Here is a 24,460-nt window from a genome sequence, read left to right as displayed (position 1 = left end):
GGAAAAAATCCCTACTTTTAGAATTTGACGCTGCAGACGTTGGGTACTGCCTGGACTTTAGCAACGGTTTCAGCTGAGACTTTCTGGTGTAGCACATACACGCTGATTGCATAGCCTTGGTTGATTTGGCGGCTGTAGTTGGCGCGGATGTTTATGTTGCTGTCAGCGAGGACTTTGTCGATGTTTGCGAAGACTCCTGGAACGTCCTTGTGATGGATGAAGAGCGTAAAGATTTCTTTTTCTTCTACCTCGATGGATTCGCCTGCGTTTACTGCGTTAGTGAAGTCGCCGCCTAGCAGATAGCTTGTGAGGACCCGCGCCATCTCCGTTGAGGTTTCCCGCTGGGCTTCAACGGTTGATGCGCCTAGGTGACTGCTGAGCACGACGTTGCCCAGTTCTTTGAGTTTATCGTTGAAGGGGTCGTTTTCAGCTTTGGGTTCTTCTTTATAGACGTCGGTTGCGTACCCGCCGATTTTGCTGTCTTTGAGTGCTGAGTAGAGGGCTTGCTGGTCGATGTTGTTGCCGCGGCTGGTGTTTATGATGTAGGCTGTTGGTTTCATAAGTGCCAGTTCTCTGGCGCCCACGATGACTTCTTTGCCGCCTGTGTGGACGCTGATGTAATCGGATTTCCCAAGAACCTCATCTTTGGTGGCAAGGAACTTTATGCCGCTCTCCGGGCAGGGTTTGATGTCAAAGCCGACGACGTCCATGTTGAAGCCAAGTTTAGCGATCTGCGCGACTTTCTGGCCGATTCTGCCGCAGCCGATAAGACCCAAAGTTTTGCCGTTGAGTTCTCGCCCCTCAAGCTTCTTTTTTATCCAAATGCCGTTTTTCAGGGAGTGATGGGCTTGGGGGGTGTTGCGCGAAACCGCAATCATCAAACCGATGGTTAACTCCGCAACGGCGTTGCTGCTGCCGAAGGGAGCGATTTTTACGACCACCCCATGTTCCGAGGCGGCTGCTGCGTCGATGTTATCGTATCCTACGCCTGCTCGTCCGATGATTTTGAGTTTTCCCTTCGCGCCTGCCTCTATGATTTCGCGGGTGACTTTGGTGGCGCTTCGCACCACGAGCGCGTCGAACTGTCCGATTTCCGCTGCCAAAGTGGCTGGGTCACGCTTTTTAGTGTCTGTTTCTATGCCGGCTTGCTGGAATATAGCTAAGCCTTCTTTCTCTAAACCATCGTTTAACAGTACCTTCATGCAAGGTTCACCTTGAATTTTACTCAAAACAGTGAAGGCTCAGCTAGATAATAAAAGTTCTCTGCATAAAGCGCATGCTGGTTTATGCTTTTGCTTTTGTTTTCTGCGGCTTAGCTTTTGGGGTGCGTGTTCTTGTGGCGCCTATGTCGTAGGTTGCTTTCCTGTGGCAGTAGGGGCATTTTAGGTCACGGTAGTTACGGCGGATGAGTGAGGTTATAGTTGCGCCGGGTATCCAGTGGAAATTGAAGTTTTTTTTGCAGCTGGGGCAGGTGAGCCGCGACGTGTAATGCGGGCCGTACCTTGGCAGCAGAATGAATAGGATGACAAAACCGATGGCGACAGCGAAAAACATCATAGTCAAGGGGTCTAAGGGCAGCGACATAGCTATCTAAACCAACAAACTATTTTGTAACCTAATTAATGTTTATCAAAAACACCCAAAAAAGCCCTATGAAAAAGAGTAGATGCTCCAGCTTTTTAGGTGCGCAGCCAACAACGGCCTGCATCAAATCCAGTTTTTAGCCGTAAAGGCGGCGTAAATTTGTCAGGCGGTTGGGGGCTCAGTTTTTAGCAGCAGGGCACTTAGCGATTCCGCCCTGTAGCCGTTGTCATGCAGGTACTGCATCTGCGTCTTGAATGTCGCCAGCGACACTGCGGTGTCTTGGGTTCCATCGCTGATTTGGTGGTAGTAAAGGACGGTAACGGATGCGCCCCCCGTGCCCTCGAGGTAGCGCTGGAAATCCTCCATATCCACGTCATGGTACACATCGTAGCTTGCTATGCTATAGCGGTCGGGGCTTGCGAGGTTGAATTTGCCCTCCACGGTGCCACGCGCAGCCAAATAATATTTTGTCACCTCGTCGCGGACGGTTTGGTTCTCGGAAGCGCCGCCATAGGGATACACCAAGATGTCGGCGGCGTAGCCGCGGGAACGCAGCGTCTGCTGGCTGCCGGCAAGTTCCCTTGTAAGCTGCTCGGCGCTGACTTTGGAGAGGTCGCAGTGGGTGACGCTGTGGCTGGCGATGTCCATGCCGCCGCGTGCTATGTTTGCGATGTCGCTCCAGCTCATGTAGTCGGGGTAGCTGGTGTAGGAGGTCACGATGGCAAACGTGGCAGTGAAACCATAATTTTGGAGAATCGGCACCGCATCCAGCTGGCTTTTCCAGCCGTCATCAAACACCACACAAACCACCTTCTCGTCAGCTGAGGGGATGGTGGGCTGGTAGGTTTGCTTGGGGATGGGCGGCGCAAAAAACCCTGCGAGGGGCGTGTTGTCATAGTCGATTGCTATGGTGGCCGCGAATAGGCTGATAAGTAATCCCGCCAAAACCATGACTCCTTTGTTCTTCAAGATGCCCCTCTCCCATCCCCAGATGCAGCCTGCATCATTAATCAAACTAGCGCCTCTAAAAGCACATAATTACGGGAGGAAACGCGGGTTCCATGCGCCTGCGGTTTGGGGTCGCGTGGTTTGGGCTCTGGGCTTGACAAGGTTTTTATGGATGCAGCGGAAATACTTGTTGCACCAACAGTGTGGGGCCTTCGGCTAGCTTGGTCCAGGCTTGTAGACTTGGGCTCTATAGACTCCGGTTCAAATCCGGGAGGCCCCACCACTTCATTCTTAAAATTGCTTAAATTTCCATTATTTTGCAGTAATAAAGGTGATTTCCCTGTGGTTAGTTGTTTTAAGTGGTTTTCAAACGTTTTACTTAGATTGAAGCCTAGTTCTTTCGACTTTTCGACTAGTTCTTTGTCGAGATATAACACAACATTACCCTTGGTTGGCATTTGCATTCGCACCCGAGGGCAGGCGAAGGGAAGAACTATGTTATAAGTATGCTCATGGGAGGGATTCAAGAACTTTATCAACACATTTTTTGACATTACCATCGCATAGATGAACTCCTTGATAACTCTCTATGAACGCGAATTTCGTAATGTCTACCCCTTCTACAATTATCGGTATAATCCTTCCTTTCTTACCTATTATAAAGCCTGCCTCTTGATTGCACCAAACAGATTTTTCATAATTGGGGGTTAGCAAGGAAATTAATACATGGTCCTTAGTTAGGTGCTCTAAAATTTCTTTTCTCCATTCATCAGAAATGTCCAAATCATCATGAGCTAGAAAAACATTGATTTTCTGTCTTAACTCTTCCGCTATCTTACCAGCTAGGACCTTATCTGCTGTAGCGTAGCTAAAAAACACCTCCTGAATTTCTTTTGTAGATTCAGCTTCGGGTAATGCCTGATATTTCATGTATTTTTTATCAGAAATTTCCCTAAAAGATTCCAAATCAATTATTTCCTGAACTTCACTAATTTTAGAATCAAAAGTCGTTAATCCCGTTTTCATTTTAGCATCTGACAAATCATTATGATAGATCTCTAGCGCGCTTTTTACAACTGTTTTAAAAGCGAGAAAATTCTGGTCATCAATTGTAGTTATATTGTAATCATCAAGTCTTTTCAAAATTGCTCTTGCGTTATCTAACAACTGAATTTCCTTTTCGCTTTCAGCTTCAATTAAATTTTGATGAGAAATATTCACGGTTTGTTTCTTTTGTTCATAGTATTTTTTTATTACCTCTTCAGTAAAATTGAGCGCTTCAGAAATAATAACTACCATTTCATGGCTATATCCGTTAACCATCGGCATAATATACACTAACCGCTTTTAGACAGCACTGGTATTAAGTGATATAAACGGTTTATGCTTGAGCGAATCGTTCAAGAAAAAACGGACAGATGCTATTAAGGATGAATAAAACCTGGGGAAAGTAACATCTAAATATACGCTCTTTAGGGAAGAGAAGAAGCCGTCATAAAATTCTGGGTTTATTGTTCAATTACGAAAATTATTTTTCGTAGGCTTCTTCAAGTTTAGAAACTACAATTTCGCCGATTTTTATGGCTTCATTAAGACTTTTCTCGGTGATTAGTAATTCGCCGTGAATTGTTTTATTACGCAAATACAAGAATTCTTTTGTTAAACCTGCAAGATTGCTGTCTATTACTCCGTTTTCTCTTAACCGATCAACAATACTACTGGTAGGTCGATATTTCCAAGATTTAGGTCAGTCTTATTGTCGAGAAATCGTAGTTTCTTTTCAATTTCTATTATAAGCTCAAAGAAAGCTACCTTTGGATCACCACTTTGGCGTATTTGTTCAACTTCTTCTTTTGCTTCTTGCGTAACAGGCTCCTGTATCTTTTTTGCTTTTTCTTCGAGATTCAAATTCTGCTTCAACGCTTTGGGGTGAAAGCTTCAATTTGGATAAAAAGCTTGAAGGTGGTAATCTCTCAACTAAAATTAGTGCAAAACTTGTCACTAATAGAATTGCGGCCATGCCCACTGCACTTGTATCCAAGTTAAGCTGTGTGTCTCCAAGAAACGGGTCAACCATTTTTACTATTGGCATAAAAACATAAAGAAGAAAAACAGCAAGCAATATGCAGAATACTAAGTATATCAGTTTATTTCTCAGCGAAGACACCACTTATGCATTATTTTATGCCCTAGATTTTTTAAATATATCTATATCATTAATTCGAATTAAACATAATAAACCCGTCGAAGGAGTGCTTGATAGTGTTAAGACGAACGGCAGGACTAAAGAAGGTCAATCCAAAACCGACCAAATTACAGCAAAAAATGGTAATAAAAAGATCAAAAAGAATTAAGCATGTTTTAGATATATTGCCAGAAACAGCCTCATTAAAAACTGTGAGGCCATCGAGTCTTCCCTTTATGCCGTTATGGGTAGCTTATCGCCAATTTATATGGGGTTATTTTGAAAGCAGTATCTTGAATTCTACCTTCGCTGTCGAATATGCATTGCTCGTCAGGTTGGATAAAAAGTTGAGTCCAACAGAAAAAGAAAAAATTTCGAAAAGAGGTTTGACATTCTATGATTCCATAAACAGGTCAAAAACGTTACTGGACCTAGATAATGATCTAATTACAGAACTTAAAACGCTGTGTAATTTGAGAAATATGAATGCTCATCCAAGTTCATGGGTCGCATTATATAAATTACTGGATGGAGAGGACTCGTTCCTTAGAGGTCAAGAGCTAACAGAATGGGTTAGTTCAGTTACCAAAAAAAACGACGAAGAAATAGCTAATGAAGTTAAAGAACAAAAAGATGCCTTAAATTCAGCCTTCGAGAAACTGTTTACCTATAAAGAGAAATACTATGGTGAGCTTCCAAATTTACTATGGGCAGTACATAAAACAACTCTGGATGCTCAAGCCCAAATAGTCAAGTCATACTCAGAAAAACTTGTTAAAGATTTAATAAACGAGAGAAAGATTTATGACATAATAAATAAGCCTAAAAAAGCAGCTGCCTACATTCAGAGAAATTATCCTTATCCAGAAGAGCTTGCATTTAGGTCGATAGACACAGCTGCCAAAGTAATTATTAGACTTAATTTTTGAATCTAACAATATTTACATATTATCTGGCGTTTTGTCCTTGTCTGTAACTACTCCATCAGTATATTTATGGCAAAAAAGAAATGTGAACCATTATTGAGTTTTGGGTAAATCGGACAGCGTAGCAAACTACCCACATACTTTTTTTAGAATCTTTGGCTGAAAATAGAAAATCAATAGTTATAATTTCTAAATTTCTAACCAATGAATAAATAAAAAATCAGTTAAGCCATTATCACCTATGGAGAGGGGCTAATTAGTTTCTAAGATTTTTTAATAATATAAAATTATAAATAGAAAAATAAGAGCCTATGAAATAGTAGTTGTCACTTGTGCCATCCCATATGCTGTACTAGTGCTTGATGTCTTCAAGATTGTGCCATCCATCTTCAGTATTGAAACTGTCAAAGGCTTACTTGTACCGTCTAACTTCATAGCATTAGCTGTTACAATCCACATTGTACCATCATTTGGTCTATCCAATACGATCGAATAATCGCCATTTCCGTTCCAGCTCTGAAGTGTACTCACATCAGTGTAGGCACCTGACCACTCACCGTTATAATCAACCTTGATTTTTACTTGTGTTACTGGGGGCGATCCTCCTGAGGTTGTAAGGATTAAGTTAATTGCTCCATTGTACACTGTTTGGGGTGACTGAAGGTAGACTTTGATTTCTTGGGAAGCGCCTGGTGAGAATGTGATCGGTGTTGAAGGGTCTGTTCCGGTTACTGAAAAGCCGGGTGTATTAGTTGTTATTTCCGATATTGAATTGTCTCCGCTTGAAAGGGAAGACTCGGATAAGGTGAAGGTGATCCAGAATTGTTGTCCTGGCTGAATTTTGAAGTCGTTGTTATTTTCGTCAGTTAAGAAAACTGTTTGTGTGGTTGCGCCAAAGTCGCCTTGGTCGTATTGACCGTATTGGAGTTGAAGTGTTGCTTCTGGTATTGAGGTGAGTGCTGTTGCGTTCATGAAGAATCCTACTGCAGTTATTGCCAGAATTGCGGCTGCAATGATAGCGATTGCAATGTTGCGGTTTTTGTGTGATTGTTTAGTATTAGGCTCTTCATGGGAATCTACCTCTGCCAATGATAATATTTTGTTTCTATTTGAAATTGGATTAATCATATTTATCGAGTTATCCTTAACCTGGCTTGTATTATTTAAATTGTGCCATTTTAGCATTTTACCAATTTTACCATATTTGCCACTCACTATTATTTACCAGATATGTAACATTACTTGATGGGTTCACTGTTTGAACAAGGTCTTAGGTAGTACCAAAGTACAACCAAACAATAGAATTACCGTTGTTAAGCAAGTACAGAAGAAACTCGACGTGAAAATAGGCGACTTGATGATTTTTGTTGAAGATGAAAAAGGCAACGTAATTATCAAGAAAGGACAACTAAACGCAATTTGAAGTTAAAGCAAAAAGTCTAGTCTTTCTGTCAAGTCTCATAGAGCGCAATTTTGTTGTACTTCTGAATGGATATCTAATTCCTAACTGAATGCAAAACTTAAGGCAGCACAAAAGTATAACCGAATAATAGGATTACTGTCATTAGGCAAGTACAGAAAAGGTGCAATGTAAAAATTGGCGATATTGTTATTTATGTTGAGGATGAAAAAGACAATATCACAATCAAGAAGGGCAAATTGAAACCCGCTTAGTTTTACACATGAAAAGAAAATAAATTTAGTAAGCCATTACACTTTTTTATTATTCTAATTTGAAGACTATCGCTAATTTCTTCTTGTCCAAAGCGTGTAATACCCTTACCCATTCAGCGGGCATGTTCTCATTTTCTTCATCGGTTAATTTTCTGATATCCAAGTTGGCGCTAACGTGAAATGAATGCTTGCATGATTTGCATTGGTCGTAAGGAAAGAGATCGTCCATTGGTTTCTTAACGTTCAAAATCACGCCACAATAGGGGCAGTGTTTTTTGTTTGTGGCATAATCTGGGCTGTTTTCTGCCAATTTTATTTCTATATTACTTTCCAAATCTTCCCATGATGGATAAATTCTGCGTAGCGAGGAATCTCCCCTTTCCCACTTGTCTTTAAGCAACTGTAGCAGCTGATGTTTTTCATCCAATCACTTGTCACACCTCTACAAGGTTTTTCATTCTTCTAATTCACCTAAATAACTGATCATCGGTAAAATAATCGGCGAGAGTTTTTTGGTCATTTCAGCAATCTCTTGAACGATATCGCCATTTTCATCAACACGGTGTTTATTCTTCGAATTATTCTGTAGGAGAGCAAGTCCGATCAGAACCAGTGCATATTTGTACTTATCTTCAAGAAGTTTTGCTGTGACATTGCTCTTAGATTTGATTTCCGATAAAAGATGTATATTATCTAAATTAACATAGAAATCATAGCCTTGTTCTCCTGTATCCCTGGCAAGCAAAGCACTGTTTTCATCGAAACCAAACTTACCCCATTCATCATGACGAACTGGTCGAATTTGAGGTAATGCTAATCCTTCAGGAAGTGTTCTGTCTTTACCCGCATTTGTTGCGGGAGGACCTTTTCGCTCCCCTTGCTCCCCTTGATTCAGTTCAACTTCTTTCAGCACCTTGACCTTAAAGTAATTTTCAAATGGTTTGATTTGGCTCAGGTCCGTAATAATGCAAGCATAACTAAGAATATCGTCCACTTTACAATTTTCTGGTAGGCTTGCTGTCAAAGTGGCTAAACCATTCCAAAGATTAAGAATTGATTCAGGGGATTCTGTTCCCTGAACTGACATGTCAAATTGTCCCGGACAGGTTTCTCGAGTAAAATAATCATTGTTGGCATCGGTTTCGAATTGAACCCTAAACCTTCTATTGATATTACAAGGTTTTATAGTATCTTGAAGTATTCTAAAGTAAGTTGGACAATCTTTACCTTTAAAATCTAATGTAGTCAGGCCCACATTTTTGAAATTGAATGGAACTTTGAGTTTAACTCCCGGGATTAGCAACGCAGACAATGTGGGAGACTTTCTTAGAATGTCTTCGAGTACCTCTTTTAATGGTTTTGAATCTTCTAGCTTGTTTTCTAGCTCTTGTTTTCTTCGTTCTTCTTTAAGCGCTCTTAAACCAGGGTGATTATGTAGTAGCTCTTCGAGTTTTTCTTCTATTTGGGCTTTAATAGTACTCTCTCGCAGTCTGTCCCGGCTATTCATGAATAAATCCTCTCTAATTCTCCCGCTAAAAGCAGAGCAATCAATAATTATCAGGATTGAGTCTGCTAAGTATGATAATCCAACGGCATTTCTCGAAAAGAAAGCTGAGGAAATATGTCCATGGGTTTGACCATTAATTGTAAAGATAATTCCTTCATCTTTGCGGTAATTCTGTGATTGCCCTTTTTTGAATACGTAGATTTGGCAGGTCATTTTTTGGCCGCTAACTGATATTGAGCTTGAATTTGGAAAGCCGTCTTCCAGGTTCTGTCGCTTGTCATCGGATAATCTCACACCAAGCCCAGACATTGTTACTTCTAAAGTGTGCCCCGAGTATCCTTTTCTCCGCTCAAAGAACCTAATCGGTAATGCGATATTTGCTAATAGAAGACTGATTCGGTAATATGGATCGAGCAGAATGTTGGTTTTTAAACCTGGCATTTTATATTCGTAGAGTTTTATGAATGATCCCGATTCCAATGGTGACCCTAGTGGATTTGGATATTCTGACGGAAGCAGTGGCAAACTTTCAGCTAGAAATTTTGGGATTTTTCCATCAATAGCTAAGAAAGTGTACGTAGAACTTCTTCTTCCACCCTTGGGATTTTCTCTCCGAACAATAGTGAAACCCCAATAATCTCTTGAATCATCATCAAGCTCTTTCTTGGCAATTTCGATGTCTCTTTTGCTAATGATTAGTTGCAGGTTATGTTCACCAGAAAAAGCGAAAACACCAGTTCCGCCCATATTGAATTTTCCTTGAACAAAGGGTATTCTGAGTTTATTTGACTTGGTTAGTGATAGAAACGTTGATGGCATCTTATTCGGGGTCTGACCTTCCCCTAAATCAACAATGGAATAACAGGGTTTATCTTTCTTACCGGAAGCAACAAAACTAATGTTTCTTGCCAGTTCACGCCTTGAACCAACACTTATGTTAGCGAGATTTCCTTGGCTAACATTAAAGAATTGATGAACTGCCTCATTTATACTGTTAGGCGCTTGGGCTGAAACCGGACTTATGCCTCTTCGCAAACATTCTTTCATTAAAAGGGCGTCCACCGAGTTTATGAGCTTCTCTACAAGTGCTGAGTCAGGGGCACTTTGTTGATTACCTATGACTGAAAAATTATTTTCTGTACCTCCATAATTACTCCAAAATTCTTCACTATCCCAAAGCCCAACATCTTTCAAAATGGCGATTACTTCTTGTTCCGATTCAGCTTTTGCAAGATTCATGCATAGACTTTGAAAGTTTATGCTTTTAAGGTGAGGAATACCAATATTTGTCCATTTTCTAAGATCACTCACTGCTGATTTTGCTCATGTCCCTTCAAATATTCGAGTGTATTATCCAAAAAATATCGAATAGATTCATCAGAAGGTTTATTGCGGTTAGCTCTAAGAATCGTTTCAACCTTTTTTCTTTGCTCATCAGCATTTAATTGTCTGTCGTTTAATGCATCAACAAAGGGTTTGTAAATGGAGCACTGTTGACCTTTCGAATTAGTAAACCGTGCCACTACTATCCATCCTCTTGTTTTCATTCGATTTCTCTTTTTTCTAGAACGTCTCATTTTTTGAGAAAATATCTTTTTCACAGAAGATTGCTCAACTTCAAACTCTTGGGATGTTGGTTCTTCAGAGAAACTTAGGATGAGATTTTCTCCGTCGATTCGAGCTTCAACAAGTTTAGATGGTAATGTATGTTTGTTCCTGATGTTTTCCTCTATTTCCGAAAGAGGTATTTTTACTATTGTTAGCACTTCTTCCGGCATATAATCGCCTTATATCCTTTTATATGGATATAAGCGCTTATAAGCTTTGCTATAAGCACGATAGTCACTTTATAACCAAGAATAACCCCGTAATTCGTTAATTATAAGGCAAAAAAGAAAAGCTCTTCTTAAAAGAACAATTACCTAAACATCTATTTTATCGTTAACAAGCTTGAAATCGGATATACCAATTGATTCAACTGAAGTATTGTTAATTAATGACGCATAATCTCTAATCAGCATTCTCTCCAATGTTACTCTATGATTGAATAGCTCATCCGGTAGAACATTGTACCTAAAATAATCCCAATTAGGGATAGATGGGTGCTCTTGCCTTAACCTTTCAATTAGTCTAGCTGCTTCACCAACATACAGTAGTTTGTTCTTCGTATCTATCAAGAAATAAAGTACATTATTAGCGCCCAATTCAAATTCCAATTCGCTCCTGGGTCGCCACTTAGTCTTATAAATCCTAAATGGAGGTTTTTCTTTCAGTTCATCATCTATCTTGTGGAGTACTGGTGATTCTATCAAATGCTTGAATAATTCAGTAAATACTGGTTTTTGGGTATAGTATGCCCGGAAATAGAATCGCTTTTCTTCTCTTTGATATTCGATGTCTAAGAATTCCCAGAATGGTATTTCCTCTTCGATGCCCTTTTCGCTTGATTTTTTGGTTTTCCTTAATCTTGCTTCGATATCCCTTGCGAAACTCATAACGAATGCGTCTTTTAATTCAAAGGACAAGCTTGGAGCATACCATAATCTGTAGGCTGGTGTTTTTCTACCTTCTTTTGCAATCGTTACCCACCCTTTGTAATGCTTTCCCTTGAACTCTGCCTCTACAGTTGAATTTGGGTTAGTTCTTGAAGTACATTCTGAGAAGTCATTTTGAATTTCCCACATCCTACAGGCCCAATGTGGAATGGTTGTGCCATTTTGTCTAAATAGCGATGAATCTACTTTCTTCCGCCATAATGGGTGATCAACGTCTGAACGTTCTAGCTTCAAATCAGATAGCCCTTATCTTTTTAATTGTTCAGTGAGGTTATTAATATTTTAGCAATCGCTTCAATTCAGGTTTTTTCCACATTTTTTGCAGAACAATGCAGATCCATGATTTTTGGTACCGCAAGACGCACAGGTAATTTCTTGTAATTGACTTTCTGCTTTTGCTCCTTGTATCTGTTTGCCACATCGTTGGCAGAATATTGCGTCTAAGTCGTTTTTAGATCCGCAATACTTGCAGAAGAAAGAGGTTTGTGTGTTAATTCCTTGTGTATTAATTCTCGATTTCGGTGTGACGATTGAAAGCTTGCTTTTAAGCATATCAATTGATGGCAGCAAATTGTAGAGCTGATTATATTGGTCAATACTTGGAGCGAATTTTGATTCGTACTCCTCGCTTAGAATTATTAATTTTGGCTTACTTGTAAGAGTTAACTTTACTTTTTCTATCTCCTCATAAGTCCAAAAACAGCTTTTTTTGCTAAGACGCAGCATTTCATCGATGTTCAAATCATCTAATTCTTCCTCATCGATCCGCTTAATCGTCCTAAACTTTTCATCTACCATAGAGACAGCAGTTAATGCCAACCCAATAGTCAAAGCTCCCCGAGCAACTGCCCTATGATCAACTCTTCCTGAGTCACCCAAACAAATTATAGCAATACGTTTGTCAGTAAAGTAGAGATCATACCTTGTAGCGACATCCTGAATTAAGATAACATCTCGAATTATTCCGAGCAGATTCTCTGTACTTGTCATTATGCTCTACCTGAAGTTTGATTTTGGTTAGTTATTTGTTTGATTTATATTTTAAATTCTTCGATTAATTTTATAAATTAAAAAAAAGTTTGTTCTTGAACTTCTTCAAAATCATCACACTCAACAATCTCTTCTTTATTCAAAACACTACAAGTTAAGAACTTTAAACAATTTTTACATCGTTCTAAATTTTCATTTTTTAATTTTTCTTCAAGTTCTTTATCAAACATAACTTTTCACTAGAATATAGACTAAAATCTAACATTTAACTAGAGTCATATCTAGAGAACAAAGACTCGATAGATCGACACTCATTTCCTATTTCTAAATCGAATCGTTTTTTAGAAATTGGTTAATATTTGGAATTTTAGAAATTATAAATCTCAGGTATGCCATACTTGATAATTTAGAAGGTTAGATATGCAAAATAGCTAAGTCAGGAACTTTTTATCCTGTTGTTGAGCAATGTGTTCTTTTATTTCGGTTATTCTTTTAATTTTATCCAATAGAATTTTGTGCATTTCAATCTCTCTGTTTAGTTTATTCAAACTGTTTTCAAGGGCTAAATAATAATCAACCTTGTGTTCGGGTAGAACATAGTTAGCTATGACATCAACTAATTCATCATAACAATCCACTGCTTCAGTTTCTTGGTTCTTGTTAGTAAAAAGAAAAGGACGTAGCGCTAACATCTCTAAATAATTGTCCAATAACTGATAGTTTTGATCAAAAGCTTCAAAGTGCCTTAATTTCTGGCTTTTCTTAATGCCACACTTTAGATTGGCATAACTATCAAATACTGTTCGTGCTACATCGATTGGATAATTTCTTTGAATCTCTTCCCACTTATCTCTTAATTCAGGGTCAAGCCGCATTAACCATCTACCATTACCTGTTATGACGAATTTGTGTTTCTTTTTTCCCATATGCTCTTGATGCTTTGAGCATATGGGTCTGCCTCTGGGTTTGCTCTGCTTGGATGGAATCTGTCTTTTAATGTACTTCTTTTTTTCAGCTATTTCCACTAACTTGTGAAGATCACTAACCGCTATCCTTGTTTCAGTATGTAATTGTTCAAATGTTGATGGCTGCTTTACGATTACTCGCAATATCCTGATTAATTTTCTGTTAGCACCCTTGCTACTTATCCAGGTCTTATAAGTAGGGTCGATAAAGTCATCTTCAGAGACCTTTGTTCTTGGCATAGCGCTTACCTTTAAACACACTTTTTGGTTTTTTCACGTTTAAAGGTTCTTAGATTTTTTCTTACAATCCTGTTTCCGGTTGTAAAAAATGATCGAAACAAAACTAAACCCCCTTGAAATAGCCAAACAATTAGGTGAATCAATTGGTGGAGAACTTGGAAAAATAGCATTTGGAGAGTTAGAACTTGCCTTTGTGAATTCAATTTTACCTAGGTTTGCTAACAATCAATTAATCCGAATGAACCAAAATTTACTGCTTTATTGGTCCCAGAGCTACCACAAAAGTACTATATTGGCTGAATTTGAGAAATGCTTACCTGATGATGTCCCAGTTGTTGGTATTACTTCTAACTCGCCGGAGACTTTGTTTGGAACCATCAACGACCAAAATCAAATAGTGTACCCGCTTTTTTCTGATGTAAAGATCGCAATCATTTCAGAACTTGCAACATTTGTAGCTGGAAGGAATTGTTCAGAGATAGTTAATATGATGAATAAGGTTCTTGAAGGCGAGAGAGCAGAGCGTCAGCTTCTTAAACTTAGTAAACGTGAAATCGCTTTTGATGAACTGCAAAAAGCAATTGAGCATCACGTGCTTTATGATCCAGAAAAAGGTCAATTGATTCATAAGCCCAATGTTACAATCTTTGCAGGTTCTAGACCTCTTGATAATCGTACATACACCTACCTGGTTACAAGTGGATACCTCTACAGACATCATGTCATACAAAAAGAAATTTCTGATCTTGAAGCAAAAGCTTACCTAAAAAAGACATACCACCCTGAAACATCACTTTATACGACACTAAAGGACTTTAACACTAAACTTAAAAAAGCCAAAATTAAAAGCATTGACACACCCAACGACGCAATAACTTCAGATCTTATCGACACTTTGTTTGCTGTTATCGAAGATCATTTTCCAAATAAGAAAGCGAATTTCTCAAGCATCGTGGATATTCGAACCAAAGGTGACATGTACCGCGAGATGGCTGCACATGCCGCGATTAGAACCCTGACTGAGAATGACTTTAAGGATGTTGACAAAGTTGAGTATACTCAGGCAGACATAGATTTCATAAAGGATAACATCGAGCATTTTGTTGAAGCCAAGCTGAATCCGTTGTTTACCCTTGATTATTCCAAACCAGCCTTAAAGTGTCAAAGGCCGATAAACAAGGTTCAGGCATTGATTCTCGAGTTCCTCGCAGATGGAAAAGAACATAGCAGAAAAGAGATCGATACTTATGTGGAACCTCGAAGTGAAGCCTGTACAGCCACTGTTAGCAATGCCTTGAAGAAACTGCTCGATAAAGGCGATTTAGACAGTCCAAAGTTTGGTTGGTATAGGAAGAAGGATTGATCATAGAGGTTTATTGTTTGCTTGCTAAGTTAATAATTTTTAAAATAATATATTTTAGAAATCTCCCTCCTCTCAATTATTTTAATTTTTCTTAAACTTAGAAAGTTAGAATTTAGGGTCTCGGTTGGGTTATCATGAAGAGAAGAATAAGGCAGGCCATTAAGCAAGAAATGAATGAAACTGGGGAATACATTGACTTGACCACGCAGTGGGACGTATTAAAGGAACAAGCTCAAATCAAACGTGAATTCGGAGAAGAGGCCCTTCTTCCATATAACATTCAATGCATCCGAAAATGGCAGCGCGAACAAGGTAGATTAGCCATAGCTGCCAGAAATATAGCTGAAGCAAATGGTACAATAACTCACCCAGACTACACTATTAGAAGCAAACCATTGAGGCCTAAAAAAGACCCTTAATGACCCTTTATTTCTAGAATTAATTCTAGATAGACCTCTCTATTATCAACACTCGTTAGATACATCTCTATTGGAATAGAGCTCTACACTGAAGGACAGCTTCTCTTTTTTCTGGCTGCCTATGTTGTTGTATCTAGAGTTTTGGGATATGTCCCTCTTTATTACTAGCCGTTGTGTCCCCCTATACAGGTGTCCTGTATGGAAAAGACAAGAATCGAAAGAGTTGTTGAATTAGAAAATGACTTCCAGACTGTCTGGACTATCTTATGGAAAGTTGGTACTGGTGTTGATTTAGAGACAGAGGAAGGCAAGAAGTCCTTTGTTGCACGGGCAAAGCATGCTAGAAGAGTTGGCTGCTCTGAAGATGTGGCAGTCTTGGTCTTCTTTAAGAGAAAAAGTGATGGCGAAGTAAAGGAGTGCTCAAGGTGTTATTCTACTGACTGGGGCTTGTATTTCAACAGCTTTGGCGTTGCGGGCCAGAGAATTGGCATGTACACAAAAGTAGTTGATTGTTGGGTGACCCAAAAGTCCCTTACATTGAACAATTGATTGCCTATAGCGAATACATTCCTAAATTTTATTTAACAACCGATACATTAGTTACCGATAAGTGACTTGATAATGGAAACGTTTGATTGGAAGCAGGTTAAAGATCGCTATTATAGCAAACCTGTTAGCTATACTAAAAACAGAAAGCCCTTTAGAGTTTGCAGAATCACTGAAAGTGCACTCTACATTGATCTTCCTTGCGGTGAGCAATCTGTTAGTCGAGTCCATTTAGAGAAAGCAGTCAGATTGATCAGTCAAGGTGCAATTATCGGTGGGCCTTCGGATTATAAGCAGCTGGTTTACGATGAGCGTCCAGCTTATGCGTGGGCGATACTTCGTGACTTAAAATTCATCCAATAACTGAGGACAAGGGCTTGACTTAACCTGTTGAAACTGAATTCCAAATAATTTATGACAAAGCAAACAATTGGATATAAACCGCTAAAAGCATGAGGAGGATGTCTATGCAGATTACCCGAATAGACGTTGAAGATGACCAATTACGAGATATGTTGGTTCAAGTAGCATTAGAATGGGAAAGAAGATTTTCAGTCGCACCAAGAATAACTGCTGATATTGCTGAATACGATGCCGCAAAACTAGTTAACACAAGCCTGCGAATAGGCTTAGGTAGAAAAAATGAAGACACCGCTGTAACTAAGGGATGCGATTTTTGCATTGGTAATGATAGGTATCAGGTGAAAGCCAACAGACCAAGCGGCAAGGCGGGTAGCGTAGTTACGCTTGTTGGTAAAGCACAGAATTTTGCTTGGGATAAGCTTATTTGGATTCTATATGACCGTAACTACAAGATACAGGAAGCATGGATGTTTGGAGCGAATAAATATAAGAGTTTGTTTGAAAATAAAAAACGGTTGTGTCCTACGGATATGCGCAAGGGATTAAGGATTTATTAATAACTTGAAAGAACACAAAATAGAAGGAATATACTTTGGACTGTTCAAACTTTCTTTGTTTGGTTAGCGACCTTAAGAAAATAGCCAACTTGGATGAGTATACCGATAAAGAATGGTGTTCTGGCTATTCAAACGACGAGTATTTTCTTTATGTTCTATGCTGGGCAGGATGGCGTGAGAGCCGTCAGTTAGCTGTTTGGAAGGAGGTTAAACAGTTATACGACTCGATGGGCAAAGTGCTTTGTTCATATGAATCAAATGAAATTGTAAGACTTGAGACGGTATATCCATTACCTTGGCAGAAAAAATGGCTAAACAAGCTGGTAGCATATCTAACCAAGAATTCGCTTAGTACAGAGGCTTTCGTTGAACAACTTAAGATATCGGGGTATGAGAATTCGCGGAACTTGTTACAAGGTATTGTTGAGACCGAAGCGGAAAAAATTGTTGACTGTTGGATTAGAGATATAGTAAGACTTGATGCGTTTCCAATTGATGTACGAATAAGACACTTGTTCAATCAATATAACGTCCCAGTGGATAGCAATTTTATTATTGATTGCTGTAAGAAAAACGGCATTCCGGTTCGTCCGCTTGCAAGAGCACTCTATCGTAAGGCGGAAGCACTGAAGGTCAAATCATGTAAAACAATCAACTATTTAGATACAAGGTGATCAATCAGGCAGTGCCTTTGAATTATAGATTTGTTACTACTTGTAGCGTTCGATCCCTGAGTTCCATAAAAGAGAGGGCGCCAGTAATGTCTAATAAAGATCGACGGAGATATTCTTCCTTACGATAGATCAACCTCTTTGATCTTCTATGCTTAAAATGTGTCTTCTAAGTAATCTCTTGGTTTGGTGATTTTCAATAGTACTTTCAATAGCATCAAGTGCATGTATGACACCTAAAGTAAGTGATTATTTAAATTCAAGAGTTCTAGAATTCTCGCGCCTAGTTCACGCGCATTTTGCTTAAAATAATGCTGCAAAAATATGCTTTTGCCTACTCTGCCTTGAACTAAATCAATTTGTTCTGCTAGCAAGCCGTTCTCTCGCATCTTTGTTGCATAGTAAGAACGCAGTTGTTTTACTCGCATTCTCATCCCGGAGCGATCCAGCCTCTTATCAATGGCAATGTATGATACCTTGCTTGACTTTGAAATCTCCTCTATCAGCTCTTTTGGTACTGCGCTTATGTAGAGGTTTTTGCTATCCCGCATGAAGAGCTTGGGATACCGAAAATGCTCCAAGAACCCTGTTTCTTCATTGTAGTATTCGCTTGTGTATTTGCTGCCCAACTCTACGATGAGGTTGAACGCATTAGCCGCTTCCATAGCTCTTGTGCCGCTTAGCATAACAAAGCGCAGGTACAGTTTTTCGTTATCGTATAGTTTGGTTTGTGCTTTGTTGTACCATTCGATTAAGCCTTCGTGTGCGTTGCTGTTGAAGATTCGATTGAAAGCTTGGATTGGGTCGGCTTTAACTCGTTTTATTCCGTGAGTCTTCATTCTTTTGATGAATAGCTCGTAGGTACCGGTGTATTTGCTGAGCGCTGTTAGGCCGTTGATTATGTTGTTTCTCGCTGTGGGCTTTGCAAGTTGAATACCGTTGACATTGTCTAGTAGATGGATGTATTTTTTGGAGTGTTCAAAGAGTGAGATTGCGTAGCCTTTGGAGTATTTGGATAGAAGGTACTGTTTGTATTCTTCCCAGCAAAGCGACTTGGGCTCTATAGACTCCGGTTCAAATCCGGGAGGCCCCACCATTTCTATTTCTTGTTTGTCGATTCGTTTGGGTTTGTCAGTAAAGTTTATGTCTTTTCATTCTACATGTTACATGTGGAATGTTACATGCGCGTTGTTCAAACAACCCTAACGGAAACCGAACACAAGCTGCTAGAAGAGTACGCCAGAAAAAACTCTAAAACCATCAAAGAAATCCTCAGAGAAGCAATCAGAAACACCGTGGAAGGCTGCATAGACCCCCATGACCCCATCTTCACCCAGCCCCCAAGCGCCAAGCAAAGCGGAAAACAAGAAAACATCGCCTCAGAACACGACAAATACCTCTACAGTGAAAGCGCATGATTTTTGTTGACACAAGCGCATGGTATGCTCTGGAAGTTGAAGATGAAATCAACCACAGAAATGCCAGAAAATTCCTATCCGATATAGCAACTGGGCAGCATGGAGTCGCCATAACAACCGATTATGTGCTTGATGAAACCCTTACGCTTCTGCAATCCAGAAAGGGGCTCCCCGCAGCTTTAGAGTTCATCGATAAAATAAGAAAAAGCAAAAGCGTGCGAATCTTTTGGGTAAGCGAGAGTTTATTCGATAAAGCACTTAGCATCTTTAGGAAGACGTCGGAATCAAAATGGAGTTTCACTGACTGTACGAGTTTTGCCTTAATGGCGGACCTTGCAATTACTGAAGCTTTTACCCTTGATAGTCACTTTGAACAGGCGGGTTTCCATAAACTACCTTAATTTAAGCACTTGTGCTCTATAGGCGCCGGTTCAAGTTCCGGGAGGCCCCATTTACATTTTCTAAGGCCTTTCATCTGCAAGCAATATTTGTTCTAAAATAGAAAAAAGAAGTTAGGTTAGCAGATTTGGTTATGCTTATTTCAGGTTTGCGATGGCTTCGTCTACTCCTTTTGTTTCGTTTTGGAGCCATTCTTTGTATTTTGTTAGATGCTCGATTCTTTCTTCTTTTGTCAGGAACATTCTTGGGTGGTGACCGTGCATGTGGCCGCAGCAGGGCATTTCTTCGTTGTCGTACATTCGTTTTCACCTCCGAAATAATATCGGTTCTCCGATATCGTAAATACGATAATGGTAATGACAATATAAGCATATCGCAAATCCGATACTTGGCGCAGAACATTTAATATCGGTAAACCAACATAACCTAACCCATGAACGGACACGCCTCCAAAGGATTCCTCTCATTCCTCATACTCTGGATGGTAAACAAAAAACCGATGACAGGAGCCCAAATCGCAATCGAACTAGAAAAAAGGCGGGGAAGAAAACCCAGCCCCGGAACAATATACCCGGTCCTAAAACACCTCAACGAAACAAGCATCCTCAGGATAGACAAAGACAAACGCTACTCGCTAACAGAAAAAGGCCAAAAAACACTCGAAGCACACCTTGACTCGTTCATCAACACGTTCTATGACATTGACGACATGAAAACTTGTTGCCGAATGAAGTGTTCAGAGCAGGAAACTACTGAATCTTAGCTTGCGCCCTCTCTTTATACAGAAAGCTGAATTGATATCGTGGTTCTAAGACTGAGCCTCTATAGATTCCGGTTCAAATCCGGGAAGCCTCACCATTTAATCCTTAAAAGAAACATTTACTATGTTTTTTACGTTGAACCCTTCTTACTGAAATCCCTAAAATCCCTTGCAATCCTCCATAAGACTGCTCAAGAAACCGAATAACATTTTTTACTGGTTTCCTATAAGATACCTATCACTGCAAAATGGAGAATGCAGCAACCAAAGGAAGAAGAGAGAAAAATGACTAGCGTAGAAACTGATGAGCAAATAAAACTCAGAGAGTTCTTAAGACTGCTCAGTGAGTTGCAATCAAAAGGCAAAATTACAGGAAAGCAATTCCGAGAATACCGTGAACAATGGATAAGTCAGCAACCCAATGACCGAGATGTAACAGTCTGGCATCTAAAGCAACTTCTAAACAACGAAGCAAAACCAGCGTTACCAAGAAATCAATCTAATGAAATTCACAAAAAACCAACACGCCAAAGACTTTAGAAGCCAATAGGTACTTATTTCTCGCCTTAAGTGTTGGCTTTGCCGCCGACTACTGTTTGTACTCTGCCGACTTTGCCATCGGTTAATCGCACCTTAATTCCATGAGGATGCGTTGGGCTGTTGGTGAGGACGGTTTTAACGATGCCGTCGGTTAATTTACCGCTTTTCTGGTCCTGCTTCAAAACAATTCTTACGTGGACGCCTGCTTTTATGTTGCTTCTTTGCTGGTTGGGTTGCACTCAGTTGACCTGCCAAGTTAAATTAAAAAACGTGTGGTGCTCCTATTTTGCCCTTAAAGGGCTTCTACTGCTCTTTTACTTTGGGAAGTATCTTAGTTGCCCATTCACGTTTTGACGAGTAGACTTCACGTAGTTTTGGCGTTGCATTGGAATTTGCTATTATAGGCTTTGCAAGCATTTGCTTTTTGGATTTGCTACTGCCTCTGTTTGGTTTTGGCTTATTTCTATCTACTTTGTAATTTTCGCGGTTCGTATTCAATCTCTCCTCCTTCAAAGCCCGTTAGGTAGCTTATAGAAGTTTGCGTTGTTTTTTTGTTTATTTTGTTCGTTGGCATGTTGGCTTGGTCATTTTAAGGTTTAAGCCTTCTTTTGGTACCGTCCTTTGCACTTTCTCGGCGCTGCGCTGCCACAACAGGGTAACTCAAATAATTTTCGCTGCATCAACCATGGAGCAGTTTGCTTGTCAAAGAGGCAACTCTCATATCGGTAACTGGAAGCCCCGTTTTCGAGGCGACTATTTCCAAACATTCTTCAACGATAGCATGGGCGGTTTCGGCAATTTCTTCCGGCGCAACCATTTCGCCCTTGGAGAGGCCTTTGCAGTTTTTAATAGCCAAAGGATTTAAGCCCAGAAAAATCCTTTTTGTTCTCGGATCAAAACCTGTTATGATGAATGGTTCCAACATGCATATGGCTGGTTTGACATCATGGATTTTGCAGGTGTTTTTTTCGGTAAAGAAAAAGCAGCTGCCATCTTGTTTTCGGCGAATATTGCGGTTACGTGGATCGCTGGGGGATTCCATGAAGTCCACGAAGCCTTTTGCTTCGATCCTATGTTGTTCTTTTAAATTTATGTCAGGTGGCTTGTCTCTACAACAAACCCCACAGCTCCTACAATGAAAGCCCACCGAATGTGGGAAAACAACGTTTTCTAAATGCATGAGTAACCCTATGTATGAACAGGTAGTGAACCAGAGTAAATGTTAAAGTTTTCAGTTCAGCTTCAGGTTAAATCACATTAGCCAAATTGAAAAGAACCGGCGAATTTGCAAAGTTGCTTGTAACCGCAAGTCTTAAAACTAAATCCCACTCTCAGTAAATAGAGGAATCCTTATGGTTTATTGCAGTAGATGCGGCACTCAAAACCCAGATGGCAACGTGCACTGCAGCAACTGCGGCGCCCCCCTCCACACGGTAGGCCAACAGTACCCTGGAAGCGACCGAGAACACTACAAGCGAATGGAAAACGAATGCTTCGGGTTACCTAACGGCGGCATGATCGTTGGTATCGTTTTCGGCGTAATCATAATCATCGTTGGCTTAAGCCTATTTCTGGAGGTTACCTATAGTATCTCGATACCGTTTTGGCCCTTCATCATAATAATCGTGGGCATACTTATTGTGCTGGGCGCGCTTTTTGGGCGACGAAGCAGACGAGACTTTAACCAGCCGCCGCATAGCCCAACCTAGCAGCGAGCGCAACGCAAACACGTTTGGTTATTGTGCCATTCTGAAAGCCGAATCCTAAACCACAGAAGGAAAACAATCACGGTCAGCATATACCCGTCAAGCAGCAGACTCTGACCTGCCGAATCGACCGCAACCAAACAGAACAATGACCCCACAACAAAGAAGGCATTCACTGTCAACTTCAAAAAGCCCTCCATCTTCACCTGCGCCAACCCCAATAGCATTAAAGCGCTCCCTGACACCAAAACCCAGAGGTTTGCTGCTGCAAAATCAAGGTAGCCTAAAGCAAACAGAATTATCCCAACTAAGGCAACGGCTGCTCCCGATAGCAGGCCGCTGCATGCAGCGCAATAGGTTCTGTCCCAGAAGGTTATCCGATTAGCCGAATATTTTTCGCAGTCCGGGTGATGTCCCCGAAACTTCATCGTTGCAGTAGTTCTGTCCTCGTTGAGTGAACGATTAGGTTTCTGGAATATCAAGCGGCATTTGTCTGGGTAGAACACCGCGACGATGCCTAACATGAGGATTGCGCTGTACAGTGCCGCTATGAGGGGGCGGCGAAAAACCGCGGGGTCGCCTTGCAGGTTAGGCGCAGATAAAAGAAGGAAAGTAAACGATAGCCCCAAGATTGAGGCAGCCGCCAAAAACATTAGGGCAGGTTTGGAGGGCTCAGTTTTAGTCAAAGCATTCGCCTAGAACATCGATTTGACTTTGCCCATTACACCCCATGATGCCATATGAATGAATGTGCGTCTCTTCATGGCGTTGCTGGAGAATAACCCTCTGAATCGCCTATTCCAGGACCCGTAGAAGCTGCGGTAGCAGCCGTAGAGTTCCTCCTGCACTTGATGGGTGGAAAAAGTTTCGGTGGGCATGATGGCGTGGATCATGTCGTAGTGGCTCCAGTTGCGGTCCTCAATCCATCCGTTGCGTTCCGCCTCAGCGTAGACTTCTGTTCCCGGAAAAGGCGTTAGGATGCCGAACATTATGAAGTCGGGGTCTAAGTCGTTTGCGAACTCTTGGAGTTGGCGGATGGATTGGCTGGTTTCTTTGCGGTTGCCGATGATGACCATGGCGTGGGCAAAGATGCCGTTTTCCTGCAGCAGCCGCACCGCCGCCTTCGCATCGTTGGGTGTTATGCCCTTCTTGAAGTAGTCTAGGGTAGCGGGGTTAGAGTTCTCCACGCCCAAAAGCACCCAGTTCAGCCCCGATTTTGCCAGACGCGGAAGGATAGCTTTGTTGCGGATGATGTCGTCGCATCTTGCCTGAACAAACCATGAGACGTCGCTGGGTAACTGTTTAGTGATGATTTCTTCAGCGATTTCCATGGGGCGTTGTCCAGTGCCAAAGTTGTCATCGGTTAACCAAATCATCTGGCTTCCAAATTCGTGGCTGCAATACTCCATTTCGTCTGCGATGCGTTTGGCTGATTTGAGGCGCCAGCAAGCTTGCCAATGCCGCCACTGCGTACAAAACGTGCATTGATGGTTGCATCCGCGCGCGCCTTCTATGAGCGCGAATGGCGCATTCTTGCCCGCCATTACGGAGAAGTGATATTTGTGCATATTTTCTTTAACGAGGTGGTAGCCGGGAAAGGGCAAATCCTCAAGGTTCCCTATCAACGGACGAGGCCGATTATGCACGACTGATCCGCCGCTTCTAAAAGAGACGCCCTCAACGTTCCCTATGCCTGTTCCCTGCTGGAGTGCCTTCACCAGTTCCGAAAGCGTCTGTTCTCCTTCATTTCGGACGATGGCGTCGATTACGGGGTAAAGCCGCAGGCTCTCCTGGGCTGTTGCGGTGAAATGCTGCCCCCCAGTCACGGTGAATGCATGCGGCGTGATGCGTTTGGCGGTTTCCAGGGTTTTCACAACAGCATACGTATTGCAGGTAGATAACGAGGCGCAAGCCACCACGTCTGGGTTGGATGCGGCGATACGTTGCTCCATCGCTTTCCAATCTACTTTATCGGCGTTGCAGTCAAGGATTTCCACTTGGATATTCCTGTTTTCTCTTTCCAGGTAAGCTGCAAGCTGTATGATGCCGTAGGGCGGCGGCAGATATTCCCCCATAACAAACCAAACGTCTTTGGGGGGCTCGATGAAGAGGACACGCAAATGCATACCTCCATAGCTATTTTG

The 24,460-nt window shown here is 41.0% G+C and carries 32 protein-coding genes and 1 tRNA gene; 13 read left to right on the top strand and 20 right to left on the bottom strand.

Annotated features, from left to right (window positions below; all coding sequences use genetic code 11):
* Positions 1-17: 17 nt before the first annotated feature.
* The 3 genes from NWE93_06730 to NWE93_06720 form a co-directional block, all read right to left on the bottom strand.
* Positions 18-1,202 carry an ACT domain-containing protein gene (locus tag NWE93_06730; GenBank protein MCW3999915.1) on the bottom strand — a complete coding sequence of 395 codons (1,185 nt, stop codon included), beginning with the start codon at positions 1,200-1,202 and terminating at the stop codon, positions 18-20.
* 82 nt (positions 1,203-1,284) lie between these two features.
* The gene (locus NWE93_06725) at positions 1,285-1,584 is read right to left on the bottom strand and encodes a hypothetical protein (protein ID MCW3999914.1); all 300 of its coding nucleotides are present in this window, start codon (positions 1,582-1,584) and stop codon (positions 1,285-1,287) included.
* A 162-nt stretch (positions 1,585-1,746) separates the two neighbouring features.
* On the bottom strand, positions 1,747-2,598 hold the full coding sequence (locus tag NWE93_06720; GenBank protein MCW3999913.1) for a polysaccharide deacetylase family protein: 852 nt from the start codon (positions 2,596-2,598) through the stop codon (positions 1,747-1,749).
* Positions 2,599-2,737: 139 nt separating this feature from the next.
* Here NWE93_06720 and NWE93_06715 point away from each other — a divergent pair.
* Positions 2,738-2,815, top strand: a tRNA-Pro gene (locus tag NWE93_06715).
* 227 nt (positions 2,816-3,042) lie between these two features.
* Here the strand turns inward: NWE93_06715 and NWE93_06710 are convergent.
* Both NWE93_06710 and NWE93_06705 read right to left on the bottom strand, forming a co-directional pair.
* Positions 3,043-3,861 carry a toll/interleukin-1 receptor domain-containing protein gene (locus NWE93_06710; GenBank protein ID MCW3999912.1) on the bottom strand — a complete coding sequence of 273 codons (819 nt, stop codon included), beginning with the start codon at positions 3,859-3,861 and terminating at the stop codon, positions 3,043-3,045.
* Between the two features lie 369 nt (positions 3,862-4,230).
* Positions 4,231-4,440, bottom strand: coding sequence for a hypothetical protein (locus NWE93_06705; protein ID MCW3999911.1), 210 nt, complete (start codon positions 4,438-4,440; stop codon positions 4,231-4,233).
* A gap of 354 nt (positions 4,441-4,794) precedes the next feature.
* Here NWE93_06705 and NWE93_06700 point away from each other — a divergent pair, with 354 nt between their 5' ends.
* Positions 4,795-5,646: a hypothetical protein gene (locus NWE93_06700; protein ID MCW3999910.1), complete on the top strand. Its 852-nt coding sequence runs from the start codon at positions 4,795-4,797 to the stop codon at positions 5,644-5,646.
* 306 nt (positions 5,647-5,952) lie between these two features.
* Here the strand turns inward: NWE93_06700 and NWE93_06695 are convergent, their stop codons facing one another.
* The 8 genes from NWE93_06695 to NWE93_06660 all read right to left on the bottom strand — a co-directional run bounded on the left by NWE93_06695 (position 5,953) and on the right by NWE93_06660 (position 13,574).
* Positions 5,953-6,858 (bottom strand): hypothetical protein, encoded by a 906-nt coding sequence (locus NWE93_06695; GenBank protein MCW3999909.1) that lies wholly within the window; start codon positions 6,856-6,858, stop codon positions 5,953-5,955.
* A gap of 508 nt (positions 6,859-7,366) precedes the next feature.
* A complete protein-coding gene (locus tag NWE93_06690; GenBank protein MCW3999908.1) occupies positions 7,367-7,744 on the bottom strand; it encodes a hypothetical protein in 378 nt (125 codons plus the stop codon).
* Positions 7,745-7,771: 27 nt separating this feature from the next.
* On the bottom strand, positions 7,772-10,135 hold the full coding sequence (locus tag NWE93_06685; GenBank protein ID MCW3999907.1) for a hypothetical protein: 2,364 nt from the start codon (positions 10,133-10,135) through the stop codon (positions 7,772-7,774).
* Positions 10,132-10,602, bottom strand: a complete 471-nt coding sequence (locus tag NWE93_06680; GenBank protein MCW3999906.1) for a hypothetical protein — start codon at positions 10,600-10,602, stop codon at positions 10,132-10,134. Before NWE93_06680 ends, NWE93_06685 begins: the two co-directional genes overlap by 4 nt.
* Before the next feature lie 144 nt (positions 10,603-10,746).
* Entirely contained in the window at positions 10,747-11,613 is an 867-nt protein-coding gene (locus NWE93_06675; protein MCW3999905.1) for a GIY-YIG nuclease family protein, read from the bottom strand.
* A 60-nt stretch (positions 11,614-11,673) separates the two neighbouring features.
* The gene (locus NWE93_06670; GenBank protein MCW3999904.1) at positions 11,674-12,369 is read right to left on the bottom strand and encodes a zinc ribbon domain-containing protein; all 696 of its coding nucleotides are present in this window, start codon (positions 12,367-12,369) and stop codon (positions 11,674-11,676) included.
* 77 nt (positions 12,370-12,446) lie between these two features.
* Positions 12,447-12,599: a hypothetical protein gene (locus tag NWE93_06665; GenBank protein MCW3999903.1), complete on the bottom strand. Its 153-nt coding sequence runs from the start codon at positions 12,597-12,599 to the stop codon at positions 12,447-12,449.
* 201 nt (positions 12,600-12,800) lie between these two features.
* A complete protein-coding gene (locus NWE93_06660) occupies positions 12,801-13,574 on the bottom strand; it encodes a hypothetical protein (protein MCW3999902.1) in 774 nt (257 codons plus the stop codon).
* Between the two features lie 88 nt (positions 13,575-13,662).
* Between NWE93_06660 and NWE93_06655 the strand changes: the two genes are divergently transcribed.
* The 6 genes from NWE93_06655 (at position 13,663) to NWE93_06630 (ending at position 17,496) form a co-directional block, all read left to right on the top strand.
* Positions 13,663-14,937, top strand: a complete 1,275-nt coding sequence (locus tag NWE93_06655; GenBank protein ID MCW3999901.1) for a hypothetical protein — start codon at positions 13,663-13,665, stop codon at positions 14,935-14,937.
* Between the two features lie 134 nt (positions 14,938-15,071).
* Positions 15,072-15,356, top strand: coding sequence for a hypothetical protein (locus tag NWE93_06650; GenBank protein MCW3999900.1), 285 nt, complete (start codon positions 15,072-15,074; stop codon positions 15,354-15,356).
* Positions 15,357-15,554: 198 nt separating this feature from the next.
* Positions 15,555-15,905: a hypothetical protein gene (locus NWE93_06645; GenBank protein MCW3999899.1), complete on the top strand. Its 351-nt coding sequence runs from the start codon at positions 15,555-15,557 to the stop codon at positions 15,903-15,905.
* 72 nt (positions 15,906-15,977) lie between these two features.
* Positions 15,978-16,265: a hypothetical protein gene (locus NWE93_06640; protein MCW3999898.1), complete on the top strand. Its 288-nt coding sequence runs from the start codon at positions 15,978-15,980 to the stop codon at positions 16,263-16,265.
* Positions 16,266-16,369: 104 nt separating this feature from the next.
* Positions 16,370-16,822 carry a hypothetical protein gene (locus tag NWE93_06635; GenBank protein ID MCW3999897.1) on the top strand — a complete coding sequence of 151 codons (453 nt, stop codon included), beginning with the start codon at positions 16,370-16,372 and terminating at the stop codon, positions 16,820-16,822.
* An 89-nt stretch (positions 16,823-16,911) separates the two neighbouring features.
* On the top strand, positions 16,912-17,496 hold the full coding sequence (locus NWE93_06630) for a hypothetical protein (protein ID MCW3999896.1): 585 nt from the start codon (positions 16,912-16,914) through the stop codon (positions 17,494-17,496).
* Positions 17,497-17,729: 233 nt separating this feature from the next.
* Here NWE93_06630 and NWE93_06625 read toward each other — a convergent pair whose 3' ends face one another.
* Positions 17,730-18,590 (bottom strand): integrase, encoded by an 861-nt coding sequence (locus NWE93_06625; protein MCW3999895.1) that lies wholly within the window; start codon positions 18,588-18,590, stop codon positions 17,730-17,732.
* An 84-nt stretch (positions 18,591-18,674) separates the two neighbouring features.
* Here NWE93_06625 and NWE93_06620 point away from each other — a divergent pair, with 84 nt between their 5' ends.
* Together NWE93_06620 and NWE93_06615 are read left to right on the top strand one after the other, a co-directional pair.
* Positions 18,675-18,911 carry a hypothetical protein gene (locus tag NWE93_06620; GenBank protein MCW3999894.1) on the top strand — a complete coding sequence of 79 codons (237 nt, stop codon included), beginning with the start codon at positions 18,675-18,677 and terminating at the stop codon, positions 18,909-18,911.
* The gene (locus tag NWE93_06615) at positions 18,908-19,312 is read left to right on the top strand and encodes a type II toxin-antitoxin system VapC family toxin (GenBank protein ID MCW3999893.1); all 405 of its coding nucleotides are present in this window, start codon (positions 18,908-18,910) and stop codon (positions 19,310-19,312) included. Before NWE93_06620 ends, NWE93_06615 begins: the two co-directional genes overlap by 4 nt.
* A gap of 135 nt (positions 19,313-19,447) precedes the next feature.
* Here NWE93_06615 and NWE93_06610 read toward each other — a convergent pair whose 3' ends face one another.
* The gene (locus tag NWE93_06610; GenBank protein ID MCW3999892.1) at positions 19,448-19,609 is read right to left on the bottom strand and encodes a hypothetical protein; all 162 of its coding nucleotides are present in this window, start codon (positions 19,607-19,609) and stop codon (positions 19,448-19,450) included.
* 134 nt (positions 19,610-19,743) lie between these two features.
* On the opposite strand from NWE93_06610, the gene NWE93_06605 reads away from it, so the two are divergent.
* Positions 19,744-20,073 (top strand): PadR family transcriptional regulator, encoded by a 330-nt coding sequence (locus NWE93_06605; protein MCW3999891.1) that lies wholly within the window; start codon positions 19,744-19,746, stop codon positions 20,071-20,073.
* A 282-nt stretch (positions 20,074-20,355) separates the two neighbouring features.
* Entirely contained in the window at positions 20,356-20,610 is a 255-nt protein-coding gene (locus NWE93_06600) for a hypothetical protein (protein MCW3999890.1), read from the top strand.
* A gap of 26 nt (positions 20,611-20,636) precedes the next feature.
* On the opposite strand, the gene NWE93_06595 is transcribed toward NWE93_06600, so the two are convergent.
* The 3 genes from NWE93_06595 to NWE93_06585 form a co-directional block, all read right to left on the bottom strand.
* Complete coding sequence (locus NWE93_06595) at positions 20,637-20,849, bottom strand: YwbE family protein (protein ID MCW3999889.1); 213 nt, start codon at positions 20,847-20,849, stop codon at positions 20,637-20,639.
* A 64-nt stretch (positions 20,850-20,913) separates the two neighbouring features.
* Complete coding sequence (locus NWE93_06590) at positions 20,914-21,108, bottom strand: hypothetical protein (protein MCW3999888.1); 195 nt, start codon at positions 21,106-21,108, stop codon at positions 20,914-20,916.
* A gap of 181 nt (positions 21,109-21,289) precedes the next feature.
* Positions 21,290-21,790, bottom strand: coding sequence for a YkgJ family cysteine cluster protein (locus NWE93_06585; protein ID MCW3999887.1), 501 nt, complete (start codon positions 21,788-21,790; stop codon positions 21,290-21,292).
* A gap of 172 nt (positions 21,791-21,962) precedes the next feature.
* Here NWE93_06585 and NWE93_06580 point away from each other — a divergent pair, with 172 nt between their 5' ends.
* Entirely contained in the window at positions 21,963-22,319 is a 357-nt protein-coding gene (locus NWE93_06580; protein ID MCW3999886.1) for a zinc-ribbon domain-containing protein, read from the top strand.
* Here the strand turns inward: NWE93_06580 and NWE93_06575 are convergent.
* Positions 22,316-23,002: a hypothetical protein gene (locus tag NWE93_06575; GenBank protein MCW3999885.1), complete on the bottom strand. Its 687-nt coding sequence runs from the start codon at positions 23,000-23,002 to the stop codon at positions 22,316-22,318. The two genes, NWE93_06580 and NWE93_06575, sit on opposite strands and share 4 nt — an antisense overlap.
* A gap of 9 nt (positions 23,003-23,011) precedes the next feature.
* Positions 23,012-24,442 carry a B12-binding domain-containing radical SAM protein gene (locus NWE93_06570; GenBank protein ID MCW3999884.1) on the bottom strand — a complete coding sequence of 477 codons (1,431 nt, stop codon included), beginning with the start codon at positions 24,440-24,442 and terminating at the stop codon, positions 23,012-23,014.
* Positions 24,443-24,460 lie beyond the last annotated feature (18 nt).

It is taken from the genome of Candidatus Bathyarchaeota archaeon (assembly GCA_026014735.1).
Classification (GTDB): Archaea; Thermoproteota; Bathyarchaeia; order Bathyarchaeales; family Bathycorpusculaceae; genus Bathycorpusculum.
This window is presented reverse-complemented; position numbering and strand designations above follow the sequence as displayed.

Excerpts from the sequence above, each read along its gene's own strand:
- NWE93_06730 (MCW3999915.1), bottom strand. The coding sequence starts at position 1,202 with ATGAAGGTACTGTTAAACGATGGTTTAGAGAAAGAAGGCTTAGCTATA.
- NWE93_06725 (MCW3999914.1), bottom strand. The coding sequence starts at position 1,584 with ATGTCGCTGCCCTTAGACCCCTTGACTATGATGTTTTTCGCTGTCGCC.
- NWE93_06710 (MCW3999912.1), bottom strand. The coding sequence starts at position 3,861 with ATGCCGATGGTTAACGGATATAGCCATGAAATGGTAGTTATTATTTCT.
- NWE93_06680 (MCW3999906.1), bottom strand. The coding sequence starts at position 10,602 with ATGCCGGAAGAAGTGCTAACAATAGTAAAAATACCTCTTTCGGAAATA.
- NWE93_06670 (MCW3999904.1), bottom strand. The coding sequence starts at position 12,369 with ATGACAAGTACAGAGAATCTGCTCGGAATAATTCGAGATGTTATCTTA.
- NWE93_06665 (MCW3999903.1), bottom strand. The coding sequence starts at position 12,599 with ATGTTTGATAAAGAACTTGAAGAAAAATTAAAAAATGAAAATTTAGAA.
- NWE93_06660 (MCW3999902.1), bottom strand. The coding sequence starts at position 13,574 with ATGCCAAGAACAAAGGTCTCTGAAGATGACTTTATCGACCCTACTTAT.
- NWE93_06655 (MCW3999901.1), top strand. The coding sequence starts at position 13,663 with ATGATCGAAACAAAACTAAACCCCCTTGAAATAGCCAAACAATTAGGT.
- NWE93_06650 (MCW3999900.1), top strand. The coding sequence starts at position 15,072 with ATGAAGAGAAGAATAAGGCAGGCCATTAAGCAAGAAATGAATGAAACT.
- NWE93_06645 (MCW3999899.1), top strand. The coding sequence starts at position 15,555 with ATGGAAAAGACAAGAATCGAAAGAGTTGTTGAATTAGAAAATGACTTC.
- NWE93_06640 (MCW3999898.1), top strand. The coding sequence starts at position 15,978 with ATGGAAACGTTTGATTGGAAGCAGGTTAAAGATCGCTATTATAGCAAA.
- NWE93_06635 (MCW3999897.1), top strand. The coding sequence starts at position 16,370 with ATGCAGATTACCCGAATAGACGTTGAAGATGACCAATTACGAGATATG.
- NWE93_06625 (MCW3999895.1), bottom strand. The coding sequence starts at position 18,590 with ATGGTGGGGCCTCCCGGATTTGAACCGGAGTCTATAGAGCCCAAGTCG.
- NWE93_06620 (MCW3999894.1), top strand. The coding sequence starts at position 18,675 with ATGCGCGTTGTTCAAACAACCCTAACGGAAACCGAACACAAGCTGCTA.
- NWE93_06615 (MCW3999893.1), top strand. The coding sequence starts at position 18,908 with ATGATTTTTGTTGACACAAGCGCATGGTATGCTCTGGAAGTTGAAGAT.
- NWE93_06610 (MCW3999892.1), bottom strand. The coding sequence starts at position 19,609 with ATGTACGACAACGAAGAAATGCCCTGCTGCGGCCACATGCACGGTCAC.
- NWE93_06605 (MCW3999891.1), top strand. The coding sequence starts at position 19,744 with ATGAACGGACACGCCTCCAAAGGATTCCTCTCATTCCTCATACTCTGG.
- NWE93_06600 (MCW3999890.1), top strand. The coding sequence starts at position 20,356 with ATGACTAGCGTAGAAACTGATGAGCAAATAAAACTCAGAGAGTTCTTA.
- NWE93_06585 (MCW3999887.1), bottom strand. The coding sequence starts at position 21,790 with ATGCATTTAGAAAACGTTGTTTTCCCACATTCGGTGGGCTTTCATTGT.
- NWE93_06580 (MCW3999886.1), top strand. The coding sequence starts at position 21,963 with ATGGTTTATTGCAGTAGATGCGGCACTCAAAACCCAGATGGCAACGTG.
- NWE93_06570 (MCW3999884.1), bottom strand. The coding sequence starts at position 24,442 with ATGCATTTGCGTGTCCTCTTCATCGAGCCCCCCAAAGACGTTTGGTTT.